This window comes from Labrenzia sp. CP4, from assembly GCF_001579905.1.
GTDB lineage: Bacteria > Pseudomonadota > Alphaproteobacteria > Rhizobiales > Stappiaceae > Roseibium > Roseibium algicola.
Genome location: NZ_CP011927.1, coordinates 4,411,025 through 4,428,693, shown reverse-complemented (window position 1 = coordinate 4,428,693; position 17,669 = coordinate 4,411,025). Strand labels below are relative to the sequence as shown.

Below are 17,669 nucleotides of genomic sequence, written 5' to 3'. Positions count from 1 at the left end.
CGATACTGATCAACCCACAAATTTGAAAGAGCGATTGACGCAGGGTGTCATGCCCAAGTTATGACCAGATCAGTTGACATGTAACCATGGCTGAAATTACCTGGCTACTATTGACCTACAAGGTTCCTGCAGACCCAGCAGCAAAACGCGTCGCGATCTGGCGGCGGTTGAAAAGCATGGGGGCTGTCTATTTGCAGAATGGCGTTTGCTTGCTTCCGAAAACGGATGACCACACGCGACGTCTGAAAATGGTCGAGAATGAGGTCGCGGAGGCAAAGGGAGATAGTGTCCTTTTGGAAACCGTGGCTCTCGACGCCGCACAGGAAAATAAAGTCGTTGCCAGGTTCAAGGCGGATCGGGATGACGCCTATGAGGAATTTATCGACAAATGCGATGACTTCGAGCGGGAAGTCGCCAAGGAAATAGAGGCCGCGCACTTCACCTACGCAGAGCTTGAAGAGAACGACGTTGACCTGAAAAAACTTCAGGGATGGTTGGAAAAAATCGAAAAATTGGACTTTTACGGCGGGGAAAGAGCCAAAGAGGCCCAGCATCGCCTGCAAGGCTGTGAGGCTGTTCTGGAGGACTATGCAAAGCGTGTTTTCGATGCCCACGAGGAAAACAGCCGCTCCTGACCAACTGCCGACCGGATGCTGAAATTCGTTGGCATCTCAGGCCCGTAAAATGGGAGAAATGCGAATGATGGAATGGTCTACCGCTGCTCCGGCAATCGGTTCTGCATTTCTGGCATCTGCTGTCGAAATCGTTGAGGCCTTCACGATCATTTTGGCCGTCGCGACGCTTCGCGGATGGCTGCCGGCTGTTATGGGAACTGCAGGCGCCTTCGCCACGCTTGCCGCCATCGTCATTGCACTCGGTCCACTGCTGGACAATGTACCGCTGCACGGGCTTCAACTTATCATCGGTGTTCTTTTGCTTCTGTTTGGCATCGGTTGGCTTCGCAAGGCTGCCTTGAGATCGGCTGGCATTGTGCCGCTACATGACGAGGATGCGATCTTCGCGGCGGAACAGGCTTCACTGAACGAGGAAGTGAGCCGAAAGAAAAGATCCCGCGACTGGATCGCCGGAATTACGGCCTATAAGGCAGTCTTGCTCGAGGGACTTGAAGTGGTTTTCATTGTCGTTGCGGTGGGGGCGGGGCGTGGACTTATCTGGCCCGCAAGCCTAGGGGCATTGGCTGCATGCGCCGTCGTCCTCATCATCGGCGCTTTCCTGCATCGGCCCTTGTCGAGCGTTCCGGAAAACACTTTGAAGTTTGGCGTCGGGGTGATGCTATCGGCGTTTGGCGTTTTCTGGACTGGCGAGGGTCTGGGCATCGAATGGCCCGGCGCCGACCTGTCCCTGTTTATTTTCGCGGCATTATTTCTGGGCACAGGACTTCTTGCTTCCCACTACGCCAAAGCACGTAACTTGGAGGCGGGATCATGACCCTTCTGAAAGATGTGTTGGCCGAGCTCTTTGGAATGTTCGTTGCAGACGCCCGCCTTGCGCTCGCAATTCTGGCTCTGGTTGCATTCACAGCGGTCTTGGTGACGCCAGTCCATCTAAACCCCTTGGTTTGCGGTCTAATTCTTCTGTCTGGATGCCTCATCACGTTGTTTGCTGCCGTACTGGCTGCAACTCGAAATTCATAGGCAATCGGATCATCACAAACTGACCTGGGGACCAAATTCTCCGAAGGGGCGATAGCTTGTTTGCGTTCGCCGGACCTAGCGCATCATGCCCAGGCGCTTGAAGAGCCATAGCTGCGCACTGCCCAGGAAAAGCAACAAACCGCAGACAATCAGGAAAGCCCAAGGATTGCCTGTCCCGGGGATGCCTCCGACATTGATGCCAAGCAAGCCAGTCAACAGTCCCAGGGGAAGAAAAATTGCCGTCACGACGGATAGTACGAACATACGTCTGTTCATAGTCTCAGATCGTTTGTCGATTATCTGGTCATGGATCACCTGAGCCCTGTCACGAATGGAATCCAGTTCCTCTCCCAATCGCGTCACGCGGTCCGCAGCTTCTCGAATTCGGCTCCGATCTCGATCCGTCAGCCAAGGCAAATCCTCGATCTCGAAGGTGGTAAGCGCATCACGCTGCGGGAACATGTAACGCCTGATGGTTATTGCTGTGCGCCGAATATCTGCAAGTGTGTCCTTTGATGCGTTTACGTCGTCTTGCAACAGACTTTCTTCCAGTACGTCAATGCGCTCATTCAAACTTGCAATTGTGGGTTCGGCACGATCTGCGAGCCTAAGCGCCAGCTTTGCAACGAGATCTCCCGGCGAAAGAGGAGCCCTGTTCGACTCGATCGCATCGAATAGATCTCGAACCGCCTTGAGTGGTCTGATCCAGACACCAATCACGCGCTTTTCCTCGATCCAGAGCCGCGTGGAGATCATGTCTTCAGGCTCCGCACCGGGGTTCAGGTTGACACCTCTCAAAATGAGAATTGCACCGCTTCCATGGACTGTGCATCTCGGGCGCGTTTCTTCCGCCGACAGCGCATCCACCACGAAACTGTCGAGATTGCATTTCTGCAGCCATTCCTGCGCCGATGAATTTTCTCGGTGCAAATGAACCCACGAGAAGCCTGGTTCCCTGCAGTCGGTGAAAGGAGGTACAAGCTGTTCCAGCTTTCCACTTCGGGCTCCTCCTTGACCATCGAAAAACAGGACTGCGATTTCCGGGAGGTCGCCACTTTGTCTTTCCGAGGGGACGTTTGTGCTCATTATCTCAAATTGCTCTCGAAGAATTTCTCGCCGATTTGTGAGGTTCCAGACTTTATCGGATTAGTGCCCATTTGATTTGATCTGAGCGCAAAATTCTAGATAGATTTCATGCGGACTACATCCTGTTGATGAGTTGATTTGCGATTTCAAGGACAGCCTCGCAAAGAGAAATGGAATTAATTCCGAGGTCTTTCTGGAAGCCGAAACCTGCCTCTCCACTTCCGAACCCTTTTGGACACTTGCCCGCATCCAGCGCCGCTTCGCACGGAACCTAAGCTTTTCAAAATCCCAGATGACCGGGCCGGGAAGCCCGATCCAGGCGGCATGATCGGCTTGCGGAAAACGGACAGGGCGGCCGTGATGGCAGACTGCTGGGTGAGGGCAGGTCCTGAAGCGATCTGGTCCACAGACCCGCAGCGTAGCGCCTTGGTCGCTCGCGGGATCAGGACCAAACAGACCCCATAAGCCTGTTCCGCCATATCTCACTGTCTGGCGAGGATGTCCCTAAGCCGCCTGGCCAATGGCAAGGAACGCGTCCAACTGCTCGAAGCTGCCAGACAGCCGCCGGTCATCGAAGCCATCATGCTCACGAAGAAGGCCTCCTGCTCTGGCGTCGCATCAAGCGGCGTCCAAGTGAAGTCGACCCTGGTCCGTTCGCCCTCGTCGGCGAACAGCACGGTCGCCAGCATCTCGAGAGGGAACTGTTGGGTGAACGGTGCGCTGATACGGTTTCCGGCGGCGTCCGCGAAGCCGTGCACCCATTCGAGGCGCGACATGGGGTCAACGTCGCGGAAGACGAACTTGCTGTACATTACAGTCCCGTCAGGCGTATCCAAGCGGCCGCGCCACTCGCTGCCGGGCCGCAGATCGAATGCGAGGATCGTTCCTGACGTTCCCTTTGGTCCGAACCACTGCGCAAGCGCCTCCGGCGTCGTCCAAACTTTCCATACTCGAGAGAGCGGTGCGTTGAAGGTGCGGCTGATCGAGAAGCAGGGCGTGTCAGTCGTCACGTGTCTCCGTTGTCGGGTCTGCGAGAAATGCGTCGAGGCGGTCGAAGCTATCGTTCCAGAGGTTCCGCAACTCATCGAGCCAGTTGCGTGCGGCTTCAAGCCCTTCCGGCTTCAGTCTTCGCGGTCTTGCTTGAGCTGCACGCGACTGCTCAATCAAGCCCGCTTTCTCCAGCAGCCTCAAGTGGCGAGACACCGCAGGCTGGCTGATGCCCAATGGGCTCTGCAGTTCGGAAACAGTTGCTTCACCTCGAGCAAGGCGGGTGAGGATAGTGCGGCGGTGGGGGTCGGCTATCGCCGAAAACTGAGCGTCCAAGTTTTTCATAACAATATTGTTAAATAACCAATTTGCTATAATCAGGGGCGTTGAAGGATTTTCGATCGCTTAAAATCGTTTACGACTGATGATCCGGTCTGGCATACCACGCGGAAGGGTCAAATAATGGTAGCTGTCCGGGGCATCTGTTTGAAACCGGACATTCCGGAGTCGGCCCCAATCCGGTCTCTTGTTGCGGTTCCATGAAATGTTGGCACATAGTTGTCCTATAATGCTGAATATCGTCCGCTTGGTCGTGACTATTCGTTTCCAATTGAACTGGCCGAGATGTCGACAAAGACACAAGTTTGATCTTCAGATATGAAGTGATAGTGGCGACCGTTGCTGGGATTTCAGCGTCAGGCTGAAAACAGGTTCCAGCTTTCGCGTCTATTCCCATGAAAGCCAACGCGTCTTCAGGTCTACGTGGTTCAAAGACAATCACCAGCGGAACACATCGATCCTTCCGCTCGTCGGCAATACAACGATACAATACAGAACCAGTAACAACCGACATGTCAGTGATGAGGAAACAAATGCAGTACATAGCTGTTCGTGTTTTGCACGAAAAGTGCTGCAAGATGGTCTCTGTTCCCTGTCTGTTTCCGCAGAAGTTTACAGGAGGGTGAATTTTTCTTTGATCTAAGTGACTGAATTTATTGGATTTAAATGGTGCTGCCGGAGAGATTTGAACTCTCGACCTCTCCCTTACCAAGGGAGTGCTCTACCCCTGAGCTACGGCAGCATCTGGCTTGTCTTTGGGACAGGCGCGGCGTCGAACTTTTTTGCTTGAAAAGCTTGAGTTGCAAGACGCAAGTGCTGGTGCCGATCAACGGTGCCGACCGGAATGAGGGGGCTTTTGCCATAAGACCTTCGGGGACGCAAGCGGTGTTTTGGGATTTTTTTCCGCAGTCATTTGCTCCCTCCCGTCAAAGCCGGGACGATTGAAGGGTTGGCGCGGCAAAGCTGGTGCTTTCGGCCATGTTTCGCCTGTGGATATTAAACAATCCTGCCGGTCGAGGCGCAGAGCAGAATGGCCTTTTTCTGGAGAGGGGAGACTGGCCCTCGCCGGAAGGCGGGTGGAAGCAGCCTCCGGGGAATTGGGAAGTTTGGAAACAGGGAAGACTGAAGGCGGGACACAGCACCATGTGCAGGCTTCTTGGCGCGATGATGCATAAGTCTGATGGGGTGCAGGCTGGCCGCGGACACGTTTTGGGCAGCGATGGGAAGACCGAATGCTGCTGAAGCTGACAGGGTAGGCGGCAAACAATGCACAAGACACAAGATGCCTAGGCAAGCTGCGGGCAGCTTGCTAGACAAATGAATCACAGGATCATCACACAGGCGCGCCATGGGCGAAAAAGACCAGCAGCACAAGTCCGCTGAACGCGGCGGCGGAAAATCCGGCAAGCAGGCAGGCGAAAAGGCGTCGGACAAAGCCGGGGCGAAGTCCCGCGAAGACCGGCTGGCCGAAGCCCTGAGAGCCAATCTGCGCCGCCGCAAGTCTGCTGCCAAGACGCGGGACGCCGACTGAGGACCACCAGCCGGATGTTCGGCAGGACTGTGTCGCCCCAAAAATGCCCGGTCGCAGCCGGTTGCGCGCCTTGCATGGGCCATAACTTGCGTGTAGACCGCACGTTTGATGTGAGTTTCTTGACGTATGCAAAGGGATGGCCGTGCGGTGAGCACGGTCCTGTTCGGGGAAAAACATGGACAGTATCAAGGTCGTTGGCGGTGCGGAACTGAATGGTGTCATTCCGATTTCCGGCGCGAAGAATGCGGCACTGCCGCTGATGATCGCATCGCTCCTGACGGATGAGACCCTGACGCTGTCGAATGTGCCGCGCCTTCGCGACGTTGCCCAGCTTATGCAGATCCTGTCCAATCACGGGGTCGATTACTCGGTGAACGGCAAGCGCAGTGGCCAGGATGACCTTGCCGGACAGACGCTGAACCTGACCGCCCGTGAAATCGTCGACACCACCGCGCCTTATGAGCTGGTTTCCAAGATGCGTGCCAGCTTCTGGGTTATCGGACCGCTGGTTGCCCGCAGCCATGAAGCGCGGGTCTCGCTGCCTGGCGGCTGTGCGATCGGCACACGGCCGGTAGACTTCTTCATCGACGGTCTGGCAGCGCTCGGCGCCGAGATCGAGATCGACGGCGGTTATGTCATCGTCAAGGCCCCGGGTGGGCTGAAAGGTGCTCGCGTCGAGTTTCCGAAGGTTTCCGTCGGCGCAACCCACACCATCATGATGGCGGCGACGCTGGCCAGTGGCGAGACGGAAATCGTCAATGCCGCGCGTGAGCCGGAAGTCGTCGATCTTGCCAAGTGCCTGAAGGCCATGGGCGCGAAGATCGAGGGTGAAGGCACATCGACCATCCGCATCCAGGGTGTGCCGCGCCTTCACGGTGCGCATCACGCGGTTGTTCCGGACCGTATTGAAACAGGTACCTATGCCATGGCTGTTGCCATGACCGGTGGTGACGTTCTGTTGCAAGGCGCCCGTTCGGACCTTCTGGAAACGGCGCTCGAGACACTTCGCCAGACCGGCGCGGACATTACGCAGACTGCCGACGGCATCAAGGTTTACCGCAACGGCAACGGCATCCAGCCGGTGGATATCACCACCGAACCGTTCCCGGGCTTTCCGACCGACCTGCAGGCCCAGTTCATGGCTCTGATGACGAAGGCCGGCGGCACCAGCCGGATTACCGAAACCATTTTTGAAAACCGTTTCATGCATGTGCAGGAACTGGCCCGCCTCGGCGCCCAGATCCATGTGGACGGCCGCACGGCAATGATCGACGGCGTCTCGACCCTGCGCGGTGCTCCGGTCATGGCAACGGATCTGCGGGCGTCCGTCTCGCTGGTTATTGCCGGTCTGGCAGCAGAAGGCGAAACAACGGTCAGCCGTGTCTATCACCTCGACCGCGGGTTCGAGCGTCTGGAAGACAAGCTCACCCGCTGCGGCGCGAAGATCGAGCGCATCTCGGCCTGATCAAACCATCGAATTACGGTGTGAAAGCATGGGCGACGTGGACTGCGCCGCACCCCATGTAATGCATTTTTCGCGAAATCTACTGCGCCGTTTGCCGCTTGATCACCCGGCCTCGTGACGTGAAAGAGGGGCCGGGACCGCCGCTGCCACTGGTCATGATGGCTTCTGCGATTGGGCTGAGGGCACCACTATCCGACGACCACACGAGCAGGAAATTCGCCCCGACGCCGCCAGAAGTGTCGTTGATCGGGATCAGCACTGTTTTCGACTGCAGGGGCGCAAGGTCCACCGGCGCATCAAGCAGAGTGCGCAGCAAGGTGCCATCCTCGTTGTGATAATCGACCTGCTGCAACGTTATGGTGGCTTCAGGGTCGACATTGTGGATGGCAAGTGTTGCCGCCAGAAGGTCGGACCTGTTCGGATGGGAAAAGACCCGCGAATAGGCCGGGACATATATGGTCTCACCCAGAACCTTCTCGGTAAAATCCTGTGACTGGACATCCATCGGCGTCTGGAAAAGAAGCAGGCTGCCTGCCAGCAGGCCGAGGCAGGTGGATCGTTTCAGCATTACGTGCCCGTGCGTTCGTGTGATGGTAGGGTGTCGCCCTGATGTGCTGGCGTCACTTTCCAGAATGCGTGCCCTGATTGCAAGACGGAAGGCAGATGGCGGGTGATTACAAATCGACGCCGGGATAACCTGCGGGACGAAGTTGGAGCGACTGCATGAATGCACAGACAATCCGGTTTTTGGTCCAGCTGGCCTTTGCCTTTGCGGCACTGTTCGCTGTTGTCCTTGTTCCGGCGCCTTACGGGCCGTCTCTGGGCTTCTTCTTGCTTGTGTTCGGGCTCTGGTTAGGCCGTCGGATCTTCCGGCGGATTGCATCGCTGGACGAGGTCAAGGCGGATCTGCGCCAGCGGGTGGATGAAGGCTCTTGAGGGCTCCACGATGCCGCAAGGCATGTTTCAGGGCATTGGAGATTGCCAAAACCGTTATTCCCCATTAGGCAACAGCCTTGGGACCGGGCAGAAAGTCGCTTATATGCGTCCTGCCAGACAACGCATGACCGGATCAGAACAAGAGCAAATGGACCAGCTGAAACTTGCCGCCCTTGACCAGGAAGACCTTCAGGTTCTTTCCGCCCATCTGCAGGACGCGGTGATCACCATCGCGGATATCCGCTATCTGCCGAAGGAGCAGAAAGCCGTGTTCGTGTTGAACCGGTTCGTGTGGGACAAGGAAGCCGACAAGCGATCGAAAGAGCATGAGCGGCGCCGCACGGCGCTGGCCTTCGCGCAGGTCAAGGCCATGAAGGCCCAGAACATCAACCAGAAGGCCAAGGGTGCCGTCCTGGAATTGCTCGCCGTGACCTTCGAGCCGGGCGAAGAGCCGGCCGGCACGATCCAGCTCGCCTTTGCAGGTGGTGGCAGCCTTGCGCTCGAGGTGGACTGCATCGAGGCGCAACTGTCGGACCTGGGCGCCGCATGGTCCACGCCGAACCTGCCGCAACACGACCTCAGCTGACCGCTCGCACGGAATGACAGACGGTGCACGGCACCGCACATGATGGAGAATTGCGTGGTTCTACGCCTTAACATCAACGACGCCCGCTTCGAAGACCAGTTCAAGGCTCTCCTTTCCGGCAAACGGGAAGTGTCGGAGGATGTCGACCAGATCGTCCGGGACATTCTTGAGCGTGTTCGCACGGAAGGCGACAAGGCAGTCCTCGACTATACGGCAAGGTTCGACCGGCTGCAGGCCGAGAGCATGGCCGAACTGACGGTGTCCGCCGCAGAAATTGATGCCGCGCTTGCAAAGGTGCCGCAGGAGACGTTGGACGCCCTGCAGCTTGCCCACGACCGCATTCACGCCCACCATGCCCGCCAGATGCCGAAGGACGACCGCTATACCGATCCCATCGGCGTGGAACTCGGTTCGCTCTGGACCGCTGTCGAGGCTGTCGGCATCTATGTGCCCGGTGGTACCGCAAGCTACCCGAGTTCGGTTCTGATGAATGCCGTGCCGGCCAAGGTCGCGGGCGTGGAACGCATCGTCATGGTGGTTCCGAGCCCGGACGGGGTGCTGAACCCGCTGGTGCTGGCTGCCGCCAGAATTGCCGGTGTCACGGAAATCTATCGTATTGGCGGTGCACAGGCCGTGGCTGCTCTCGCCTATGGAACGCAGACCATTGACCCGGTCGCCAAGATCGTCGGTCCGGGCAATGCCTTTGTGGCGGCTGCCAAGCGCCGTGTCTTCGGCACTGTCGGCATCGACATGATCGCGGGCCCGTCCGAAGTGCTGATCCTGGCCGACAGCGGCAACAATGCCGACTGGCTTGCTGCCGATCTGCTGGCACAGGCCGAACACGATACCGCTGCGCAGTCGATCCTGATCACCGACAGCGAAGATCTTGCGAACCAGGTGGAAGCTGCCGTCGAAGCGCAGTTGAAAACGTTGCCGCGCGAAGATGTTGCCCGTGCCAGCTGGCAGGATTACGGAGCAATCATCCTGGTGGACGATCTGGAGGCGGCAATGCCGCTAGCCAACCGAATTGCTCCCGAACACCTGGAACTTGCCGTTGCCGATCCGGAAGCGCTGCTGAAGAAGGTGCGCAACGCAGGCGCCGTGTTCCTGGGCCATTATACGCCTGAAGCCATTGGCGACTATGTCGGCGGCTCCAATCATGTGTTGCCGACCGCGCGGTCGGCTCGCTTTTCGTCGGGTCTGAGCGTGCTGGAATTCGTCAAACGCACCTCGATCCTGAAATGCAATGCGGATAATCTGCGTCAGCTCGGGCCGGCGGCAATCGCTCTTGGTGAATCAGAGGGGTTGTCGGCGCACGCGCGCTCTGTTTCCATCAGACTGAATTTATAGCTCCCGATTTGAAGAAGAGGCTTCGACCAGATGAGCGAACCGCACCCGGATCCCGAACCGCAACAAACCGGCGGAAAGCTGGTTGATGTGGTTTTGGACGAAGCCTCTATCGCCCGGTCCACACCGGAAGTGGAGCATGACCGTGCTGTTGCGATCTACGACCTGATTGAGGAAAACGCGTTTCAGCCCGTCGGGCATCCGCCTGCGAGCTATGTTCTCAACCTGTCGGTAATCGAAAAGAAGCTGGTTTTCCGGATCAGGACCGATGACGACAAGGAAGTCGTCACTCATGTTTTGTCACTGTCTCCGCTGCGCAAGATCGTCAAGGACTACGACCTGATCTGCGAAAGCTATTACGAGGCCATCCGCCACGCGACACCGAGCCAGATCGAGGCGATCGACATGGGGCGGCGCGGGGTCCACAACGAAGGCTCTGCCATTTTGATGGAGCGGCTGGAAGGGAAGATAGAAGTCGACATGCAGACGGCACGACGGCTGTTTACCCTCGTTTACGCCTTGCACTGGAAGGGCTGACGGATATGGCCGGGCCGGGCATGCGTCCGACTGCGGTGCTTTTTGCCTGCGGAATGAATTCCGTACGCTCGCCCATGGCCGAGGCTCTGACGGCCAAACTCTTTCCCGGCCAGATTTATGTGCGTTCCGCCGGTGTCCGTTCCGGCAAGGTTGACCCGTTCGTGGACGCGGTCATGGCCGAAATAGGCGTCGACATGAGCCGGCACACGCCGAAGACATTCGAGGATCTGGACGAATCCGGGTTCGATCTTGTGGTCACTCTCGCTCCCGAGGCACACCACAAGGCGCTCGACATGACGAGAACGGAATCGGTCGAAGTCGAATACTGGCCGACACTCGATCCGACCCTTGCCACCGGCAGCCGGGAGCAGATCCTGGGCGAGTACCGGGCAGTGCGCGATCAGCTCATGATGCGCATCAAGAAGCGCCTGGACTGGGCGCCGCCGCCAAGCGGCTGAACCTGAAGGAACAAGATGAAATTCGAAATCACGTCGCAGGTCCTGACGGACCGGCTGGTACTGCGTCCCATGGAGCCAGGCGATGCGGTGGCACTCCATGCCTACCAGTCTCTGCCGGAGGTTGCTCGTTTCCAGTTCTGGGAACCACGGAGCCTGGAGGAAATCCGGTCGAAACTGACCAAATGGGCGGACATGAAGTGCCTGGATGGTGAAGGGACACTGGCGTTAGCGGTAGAGGAACGGAAGGACGGTGGTGTCATCGGTGACGTTTCGTTGAGGGTGACGAACGTGGAGGCGCGCCAGGGCACCATCGGGTTCACGTTGAATCCCCAATATCAGGGCAGGGGCTTTGCCACGGAGGCTGGCCGCGCGCTGCTGCGCATGGGGTTCGAGGATCTGGGACTGCACCGCATCTTCGCCAGCTGCGACGCCCGCAACAATGCGTCCTGGGGAGTGATGGAGCGCCTGGGTATGCGCAGGGAGGCCCATTTTCGCGAGCATGCCCTGTTCAAGGGGGGCTGGGATGAAGAGTTCTATTACGCAATTCTTGAAGATGAGTGGCGTGAACAGCAGGAAAATGCCGGGTTTTCCGGCGTAAATCCGGCAGGAAATGGCGATCGCAGGCAGTGATGCATAGGATCTGGCAGTTTCTTTGCATAGCGGTGGAAAGAAAGGTTCACTTTCTGCCGCTAATCCGTTAGTTTCCCCGGCACCCGCGGGCAGGGCCCGCTTTATTCAGGATATCAAATGGCCAAAGAAGAAGCTCTGGAGTTTCCGGGCGTCGTAACAGAACTGTTGCCGAACGCGACGTTCCGCGTAAAACTGGAAAATGATCACGAAATTATTGCCCACACGGCAGGGCGTATGCGCAAGAACCGTATCCGCGTACTGGCGGGCGACAAGGTTCTTGTAGAAATGACCCCGTATGATCTTACCAAGGGGCGGATCACCTACCGCTTCAAGTAAGCGGATCCTTCAAGGTGACCCCGGCTGCAAGGCTCGCTCTTAGATGACCAATGCCCCTCAGTTGATCCTGGCCTCCGCCTCGCCGCGCCGCCTCGCGCTGCTGCAGCAGATCGGACTGGAGCCGGATCACCTCCTGCCGGCCGATATCGACGAAACGCCGAAGAAGCATGAAACACCGCGCAGTCTTGCGCTGCGCCTTGCACGTGCAAAGGCTGAAGCCGTTCGTCAGATGGCCGATGCGTCCGAAGCGATGCAGGACAGTGTGGTGCTGGCTGCCGATACCGTGGTTGCGGTCGGCCGCCGGGCCTTGCCCAAGGCGGAGCTGACCGATCAGGCGCTCATGTGCCTGTCTCTCCTGTCGGGCCGTGGCCATCGGGTGTTCACCGGGGTGGCCGTTGCAGAGGCAAACGGCAAGGTCCGTTCCAAGCTTGTCGAAACCCGCGTGCGGTTCAAACGCCTGACTCGCAAGGACATGGACGACTATATTTCCTCCGGCGAGTGGCGTGGCAAGGCAGGCGGATATGCCATTCAGGGGCTCGCGGGAAGTTTTGTCGTAAAACTGGTCGGATCCTACCCGGCGGTGGTCGGACTGCCCCTGGTGGAAACCGCGAACCTGCTGAGTTCAGCCGGATACCCTGTGCATCAGGGCTGGGCGACAGCGGCAGCCTGAAGCTGTCGAGATCGTGTTCGGCAAGCCGATGATCCATCACCGGCTGCCTTTTCAGCAGTTGGCGCGAAGCAGAAATCCGGAGAGTGAAATGGCCGACAGCCAGAAACCCGAACGGCGCATGCGCCCCTGTCCAATCTGCTCGAAATTGTCGACGCCGGACGATTATCCGTTCTGCTCGGATCGCTGCGCCAAGATCGATCTGAACCGCTGGTTCTCCGAGGGGTACACCATACCCGTGGTGGAGACCGACGATATCGACGAGAGCAATTTCCCGGACGAAGACCGCTCCTGACAGGCCCTGGCGGGCCATATGATCCGCCGGTTCGTTTGCCGGCGAAGCAGGCGCGAAGGCCTTGCCGGTATTCCAGGCAGAACTCGGCGCCTCAGTGCTCCTTTCCCGAAAATCTTCTCAAAAGTCCCCGAAAACCGCCCGCCACCGGAGTTTTCGGGAAGCCTTGCCATTTGCCTGTTCAGCCGGCTGCCACGGAACTTGGCTCGGCAGAGTTGGCGGGATTGAGCTATTTTTAGGCAGCGCTGCAAAAATATTTATCCAGCAAAATTTTTTTCAGTTTCATGCCGCCAAACACTTGCAGCTGTCATAAAACTGCACCAAGATCTTTTTATACCGGCGATCCTGACGCCCTGAATTCCGGTTTTGTCCGGTAGGGTTGATGCCTTTTGTTGAGGGGCGTACGGGGTTTTTAAGAACACCGGGAAGCCGGCGTCAGGCGTCTCGTTCCTGATACGGCATAACCAACCTATCCAAGGGCGAGGGTCCGATGAAAAAACGTTTTCTGAGCGCCGCAGTGCTGTCCGTGACCACGGCACTGTCGACGGCAGCCTATGCCGATTATTCGCTGACAATCTTGCATACCAACGACTTCCACAGCCGCATCGAGCCGATCAACAAGTACGATTCGACCTGCGGTGAAGAGGACAATGCAGAAGGCAAATGCTTCGGTGGCACGGCGCGCCTCGACACGATCATCAAAGATCGCCGCGCGGCCAGCAACAACACGATCCTCGTCGACGGTGGTGACCAGTTCCAGGGCACGCTGTTCTATACCTATTACAAGGGCAAGGCTGCCGCCGAGTTCATGAACAAGCTCGGCTACGACGGAATGACCGTCGGCAACCATGAATTTGATGATGGACCTGAAGTCCTGCGCGGCTTCATGGATGCGGTGGAGTTTCCGGTCCTGATGTCCAACGCGGATGTGTCGAAGGAGCCTCAGCTTGCCGACGTGCTGAAGCCTTCGATCGTCATCGAACGCGGCGGTGAGAAGATCGGCCTGATCGGCCTGACGCCGGAGGACACGGATGAACTGGCCAGCCCCGGCGCGAATATTTCCTTCACCGATCCGGTTGCGGCCGTAACCCGCGAAGCGGAGAAACTTGCTGCCGAAGGCGTCAACAAGATCATCGTCCTCAGCCACTCCGGCTATAACGTCGACAAGGAAGTTGCTGCCAAGGCACCTGGCATCGACGTGATTGTCGGCGGCCACTCCAACACTTACCTGTCCAACACGTCGGACGATGCCGAAGGCCCGTATCCGACCATGATCGACGGTCCGGATGGAACGCCGACGGCCGTCGTTCAGGCCTACGCCTACGGCAAGTTCCTGGGCGAACTGAACGTGACCTTTGACGACAATGGCGTCATCACGGAAGCTGCCGGTGAGCCGATCATTATCGACAACACCATCGTCGAAAATCCGGAACTTGTTTCCCGCATCAAGGAACTCGCGGAACCGCTCGACGAAATCCGCAAGGAAGTCGTTGCCCAGGCCGATGCTCCCATCGGCGCCGACCGGGAAGTCTGCCGGGCCCAGGCTTGCGAAATGGGGATCCTGGTCGCAGATGCCATGCTTGATCGCGTCAAGGGCCAGGGTGTCCAGATCGCCATCCAGAACGGCGGTGGTCTGCGTGCCTCCATCGACGCCGGTGAGATCACCAAGGGCGAAGTCCTGACGGTGCTGCCGTTCCAGAACACGCTGTCCACTTTCGAACTGAAGGGGTCCGATGTGATCGCGGCTCTAGAAAACGGTGTCAGCCAGGTGGAAGAGGGCGCGGGCCGTTTCCCGCAAGTGGCCGGTCTTAAGTATTCCTTCGACAAGACCAAACCTGCCGGGGAGCGGATCTCCGATGTCATGGTGATGGAAGGCGACAGCTACGTTCCGCTGGATTCGGAAAAGGTCTATGGCGTGGTGTCCAACAACTACATGCGCGGTGGCGGCGACGGCTACAAGATCTTCGCGACCAACGGCATGAACGCCTATGACTTCGGCCCGGACCTGGCCGATGTGGTATCCGATTATCTTGCAGGCAAGAATGGTTACTCAGCCTACACGGACGACCGGATCACCGTGAAATAAGATCTACAGGATCGTTGATGACTGTCAGAAGCGCGCCATCCGTGGCGCGCTTCTTTCGTTTGCACGTCAGTATTTGGGGGAGGCCGGGCGCGTACCGCAGCATAGAGGTGATGACTTGACTGTGGGCCAGAGAGCCTCCGACCACGTGCCTTGTTGCGACAGAAGCCGAGATATATGTGACACAGTACGAAACGATTTTGGCCAGGCTCGGGAAAGGTATTGTTTTTCAGAAGGTTAGTGGGGCTGAAAGTTTTCAACAGGTGAGGTGATGCTCTTCGGCAAAAAACTTTGCCGGGGTGCTGGACAAGGTTTCAGGGAGCCTCTATAAGGACCGGGCTTTCAGCGAACGGGGCTCGCCCCGGACCACTTGCAAGGCACGCCCAGATAGCTCAGTTGGTAGAGCAGCGGATTGAAAATCCGCGTGTCGCTGGTTCGATTCCGGCTCTGGGCACCACTCTCCCTCTACAGTTTGTCAAGTTTTTCAAGACATTGCATCGCTTCGGCTTGCGATCCGCAATCACGCGAGTATCGTTTCGCCCGTGATTGCCCGCAGGACTTCGCGTGCCACGATCCGGGCGACAGGCGTCAGAACCTGGCCTTTTCGGGTCAGGAAGGAATAGGTCTCAACCGACAAGGTGAGATCGCTTTCAAGGGCCGTGATCGTGCCCGGGCTTCCGTCAGCATTTTCAGCAAAGCTTGAGGCAACCGATTGAGCGACAGCGGCAATCGCGTTGGTACGCTGCACAGTCGTAACCGTGAACAGAAACGAAGACGTCGTCAGCACCTTGGTGGGCAGTCCAAGCCCCTTGTCGCGCAACGCCTGTTCCGTCGTGGTGCGGATCGGGGCGCCAACAGGAGGAAGGACCCAGTCAAAACCCAATAGGGCTTCTGCAGGTACAGGTGCTGCGAGGCGGGTCAGCGGATGATCCGTCCGGGCGATAAGGCAGGCAGGTTCGCGCAGGAGAGGGCGTTCCTCAAACAGGTCCGGATCTTCATCCACCGGCACGCGGCTGAGGGAAAAGTCGAGCCGCCCGTCCTCCAGCATCGGTGCCAGATCGAGACTGGGACCGACTTCCACCGAAATGGAAATATCCGGGTAGCTGAGGCGCACGTGACGTATCGCGGGCAGGACATATTCGATTGCAGGGCCCGTCACCGACCCGATGCTGACGTGCCCGCTCTGTCCGGACTTGTGCTGTTCGATATCGCGTCCCGCATCGGCAAACTCCTGCAGGATACGCACACAGCGTTCGGCCAGTTTGTGGCCGATGTCGGTCAACTCGATTCCGCGGCCCGATCGCACGTAAATGTCGGCTTCCGCCACGCGCTCAACTTCGGAAATCAGACGCGAAGCGGCCGGTTGCGACATGCCGAGAGCGCTTGCTGCGTCGGTGAGCCGAGTGTGTTTTGCAAGCTCCGCGAGCAATCGCAAGTGGGAGATTTTCATTCCCCGCCGCAGCAAGTCCAAGCTCATGGCCGATTTCCGTTATTTCATATCAATTAAGATATGTAATGATAATGAATAATAATTTGACCGTCATGTTACTTTTCCATTTTGTACTCCCCGGCATCAACCCGTGAATGCCTGTGACTGAATTGGGCCGGCTGGGATCCGGTCCGGGAGGACGATATGAAATTTGTTTCCAAGGCGCTTGTCGCGGTAGCGGCAGCAGCAACCCTTATGTCCGGCGTAGCGCTGACCGGCGCGGCAATGGCCCAGGACAAAGGCTCCATCGGCATCGCCATGCCGACGAAATCCTCGGCACGCTGGATCTCCGACGGCAATTCCATGGTCGAGCAGTTCACCGAAGCCGGCTATGAAGCAGACCTGCAGTACGCAGAAGACGATATTCCGAACCAGCTCGCCCAGATCGAAAACATGATCACCAAGGGTGTGGACGTTCTGGTGATCGCAGCCATCGACGGCACCACGCTTTCCAATGCTCTTGAAAATGCGGCCGCATCCGGCATCAAGGTCATCGCCTACGACCGCCTGATCCGTGACAGCGGCGACGTCGACTTTTACGCGACTTTCGACAACTTCAAGGTCGGCGTGCAGCAGGCAACGTCTCTCGTGAACGGCTTGAAAGAGCGGTTCGGCGACGGCCCCTACAATGTCGAACTCTTTGGCGGTTCTCCGGACGATAACAACGCCTACTTCTTCTACGACGGTGCGATGTCCGTTCTGCAGCCGCTGATCGACGATGGCACGATCGTCATCCAGTCCGGCCAGATGGGCATGGACACCGTCGGTACGCTGCGTTGGGACGGTGCAGTTGCGCAGTCTCGCATGGATAACCTGTTGTCCGCTCACTACACCGACAAGCAGCTGCACGGCGCTCTCAGCCCGTATGACGGCCTGTCCATCGGCATCCTGTCTTCTCTCAAGGGTGTCGGCTACGGTTCCGGCGATCTGAAGATGCCGATCGTCACCGGTCAGGACGCCGAAGTCCCGTCCGTGAAGTCGATCCTGGCCGGCGAGCAGTACTCGACCGTTTTCAAGGATACCCGTGAACTTGCCCGCGTCACTGTCGGAATGGTTGATGCCCTGCTGGGTGGCGGCGAGCCGGAAATCAACGACACCACCACCTACGACAACGGTGTGAAGGTTGTTCCGTCCTACCTGCTGGAGCCGGTTTCCGTCGACGCCAGCAACTGGGAAGAGATCCTGATCGGAAGCGGTTACTACACTGCAGACCAGGTCAAATAAGAACGACAACACCCCGGAGCA

Annotated in this window: 21 protein-coding genes and 2 tRNA genes; 17 read left to right on the top strand and 6 right to left on the bottom strand. The window is 57.9% G+C overall.

Annotation, left to right across the window (positions count from 1 at the left end):
* Window positions 1-86 precede the first annotated feature (86 nt).
* The 3 genes from ACP90_RS20390 (at window position 87) to ACP90_RS20380 (ending at window position 1,655) form a co-directional block, all read left to right on the top strand.
* Window positions 87-635: a Chromate resistance protein ChrB gene (locus ACP90_RS20390; protein WP_062489678.1), complete on the top strand. Its 549-nt coding sequence runs from the start codon at window positions 87-89 to the stop codon at window positions 633-635.
* Between the two features lie 64 nt (window positions 636-699).
* Entirely contained in the window at window positions 700-1,449 is a 750-nt protein-coding gene (locus tag ACP90_RS20385) for a TMEM165/GDT1 family protein (RefSeq protein ID WP_208993609.1), read from the top strand.
* Window positions 1,446-1,655 (top strand): hypothetical protein, encoded by a 210-nt coding sequence (locus ACP90_RS20380; RefSeq protein ID WP_062489676.1) that lies wholly within the window; start codon window positions 1,446-1,448, stop codon window positions 1,653-1,655. The genes ACP90_RS20385 and ACP90_RS20380 overlap by 4 nt, the downstream gene beginning before the upstream one ends.
* 75 nt (window positions 1,656-1,730) lie before the next feature.
* Here ACP90_RS20380 and ACP90_RS20375 read toward each other — a convergent pair whose 3' ends face one another.
* From ACP90_RS20375 to ACP90_RS20355, 4 genes are all read right to left on the bottom strand, one after another.
* Window positions 1,731-2,741 (bottom strand): zinc transporter ZntB, encoded by a 1,011-nt coding sequence (locus tag ACP90_RS20375; RefSeq protein WP_082809799.1) that lies wholly within the window; start codon window positions 2,739-2,741, stop codon window positions 1,731-1,733.
* A gap of 482 nt (window positions 2,742-3,223) precedes the next feature.
* Window positions 3,224-3,751, bottom strand: coding sequence for an SRPBCC domain-containing protein (locus tag ACP90_RS20365; RefSeq protein WP_062489670.1), 528 nt, complete (start codon window positions 3,749-3,751; stop codon window positions 3,224-3,226).
* Window positions 3,741-4,073 (bottom strand): metalloregulator ArsR/SmtB family transcription factor, encoded by a 333-nt coding sequence (locus ACP90_RS20360; protein ID WP_062489668.1) that lies wholly within the window; start codon window positions 4,071-4,073, stop codon window positions 3,741-3,743. The genes ACP90_RS20365 and ACP90_RS20360 overlap by 11 nt, the downstream gene beginning before the upstream one ends.
* A 661-nt stretch (window positions 4,074-4,734) precedes the next feature.
* Window positions 4,735-4,809 (bottom strand) — tRNA-Thr (locus ACP90_RS20355).
* Between the two features lie 606 nt (window positions 4,810-5,415).
* Here ACP90_RS20355 and ACP90_RS20345 point away from each other — a divergent pair.
* Together ACP90_RS20345 and murA are read left to right on the top strand one after the other, a co-directional pair.
* Entirely contained in the window at window positions 5,416-5,598 is a 183-nt protein-coding gene (locus ACP90_RS20345) for a hypothetical protein (protein ID WP_062489664.1), read from the top strand.
* A 175-nt stretch (window positions 5,599-5,773) separates the two neighbouring features.
* A complete protein-coding gene (murA, locus tag ACP90_RS20340) occupies window positions 5,774-7,063 on the top strand; it encodes a UDP-N-acetylglucosamine 1-carboxyvinyltransferase (RefSeq protein ID WP_062489663.1) in 1,290 nt (429 codons plus the stop codon).
* 79 nt (window positions 7,064-7,142) lie between these two features.
* Here murA and ACP90_RS20335 read toward each other — a convergent pair whose 3' ends face one another.
* Window positions 7,143-7,631: a DUF3124 domain-containing protein gene (locus ACP90_RS20335; protein WP_062489661.1), complete on the bottom strand. Its 489-nt coding sequence runs from the start codon at window positions 7,629-7,631 to the stop codon at window positions 7,143-7,145.
* 155 nt (window positions 7,632-7,786) lie between these two features.
* Here ACP90_RS20335 and ACP90_RS20330 point away from each other — a divergent pair, with 155 nt between their 5' ends.
* From ACP90_RS20330 to ACP90_RS20280, 11 genes are all read left to right on the top strand, one after another.
* The gene (locus tag ACP90_RS20330; RefSeq protein WP_062489660.1) at window positions 7,787-7,999 is read left to right on the top strand and encodes a hypothetical protein; all 213 of its coding nucleotides are present in this window, start codon (window positions 7,787-7,789) and stop codon (window positions 7,997-7,999) included.
* 148 nt (window positions 8,000-8,147) lie between these two features.
* Complete coding sequence (locus ACP90_RS20325) at window positions 8,148-8,585, top strand: DUF2948 family protein (protein ID WP_031268943.1); 438 nt, start codon at window positions 8,148-8,150, stop codon at window positions 8,583-8,585.
* A gap of 42 nt (window positions 8,586-8,627) precedes the next feature.
* Complete coding sequence (hisD, locus tag ACP90_RS20320) at window positions 8,628-9,935, top strand: histidinol dehydrogenase (protein ID WP_062491815.1); 1,308 nt, start codon at window positions 8,628-8,630, stop codon at window positions 9,933-9,935.
* Between the two features lie 30 nt (window positions 9,936-9,965).
* A complete protein-coding gene (locus ACP90_RS20315) occupies window positions 9,966-10,469 on the top strand; it encodes a UPF0262 family protein (protein ID WP_022999901.1) in 504 nt (167 codons plus the stop codon).
* A gap of 5 nt (window positions 10,470-10,474) precedes the next feature.
* Entirely contained in the window at window positions 10,475-10,927 is a 453-nt protein-coding gene (locus ACP90_RS20310; RefSeq protein ID WP_022999902.1) for an arsenate reductase ArsC, read from the top strand.
* 15 nt (window positions 10,928-10,942) lie between these two features.
* Window positions 10,943-11,557: a GNAT family protein gene (locus ACP90_RS20305; RefSeq protein ID WP_062489658.1), complete on the top strand. Its 615-nt coding sequence runs from the start codon at window positions 10,943-10,945 to the stop codon at window positions 11,555-11,557.
* 117 nt (window positions 11,558-11,674) lie between these two features.
* A complete protein-coding gene (gene infA, locus ACP90_RS20300) occupies window positions 11,675-11,893 on the top strand; it encodes a translation initiation factor IF-1 (RefSeq protein WP_006939340.1) in 219 nt (72 codons plus the stop codon).
* A gap of 43 nt (window positions 11,894-11,936) precedes the next feature.
* Window positions 11,937-12,563: a Maf-like protein gene (locus ACP90_RS20295; RefSeq protein ID WP_006939342.1), complete on the top strand. Its 627-nt coding sequence runs from the start codon at window positions 11,937-11,939 to the stop codon at window positions 12,561-12,563.
* A gap of 88 nt (window positions 12,564-12,651) precedes the next feature.
* Window positions 12,652-12,855 (top strand): DNA gyrase inhibitor YacG, encoded by a 204-nt coding sequence (gene yacG / locus ACP90_RS20290; RefSeq protein ID WP_062491813.1) that lies wholly within the window; start codon window positions 12,652-12,654, stop codon window positions 12,853-12,855.
* Window positions 12,856-13,342: 487 nt separating this feature from the next.
* Window positions 13,343-14,938, top strand: coding sequence for a bifunctional metallophosphatase/5'-nucleotidase (locus ACP90_RS20285; RefSeq protein ID WP_062489656.1), 1,596 nt, complete (start codon window positions 13,343-13,345; stop codon window positions 14,936-14,938).
* 378 nt (window positions 14,939-15,316) lie between these two features.
* A tRNA-Phe gene (locus tag ACP90_RS20280) sits at window positions 15,317-15,392 on the top strand.
* 63 nt (window positions 15,393-15,455) lie between these two features.
* Here ACP90_RS20280 and ACP90_RS20275 read toward each other — a convergent pair.
* Window positions 15,456-16,412 (bottom strand): LysR substrate-binding domain-containing protein, encoded by a 957-nt coding sequence (locus ACP90_RS20275; protein ID WP_082809797.1) that lies wholly within the window; start codon window positions 16,410-16,412, stop codon window positions 15,456-15,458.
* A gap of 156 nt (window positions 16,413-16,568) precedes the next feature.
* Here ACP90_RS20275 and chvE point away from each other — a divergent pair, with 156 nt between their 5' ends.
* Entirely contained in the window at window positions 16,569-17,648 is a 1,080-nt protein-coding gene (gene chvE, locus ACP90_RS20270) for a multiple monosaccharide ABC transporter substrate-binding protein (protein ID WP_062489652.1), read from the top strand.
* The last annotated feature ends 21 nt before the right edge of the window (window positions 17,649-17,669 follow it).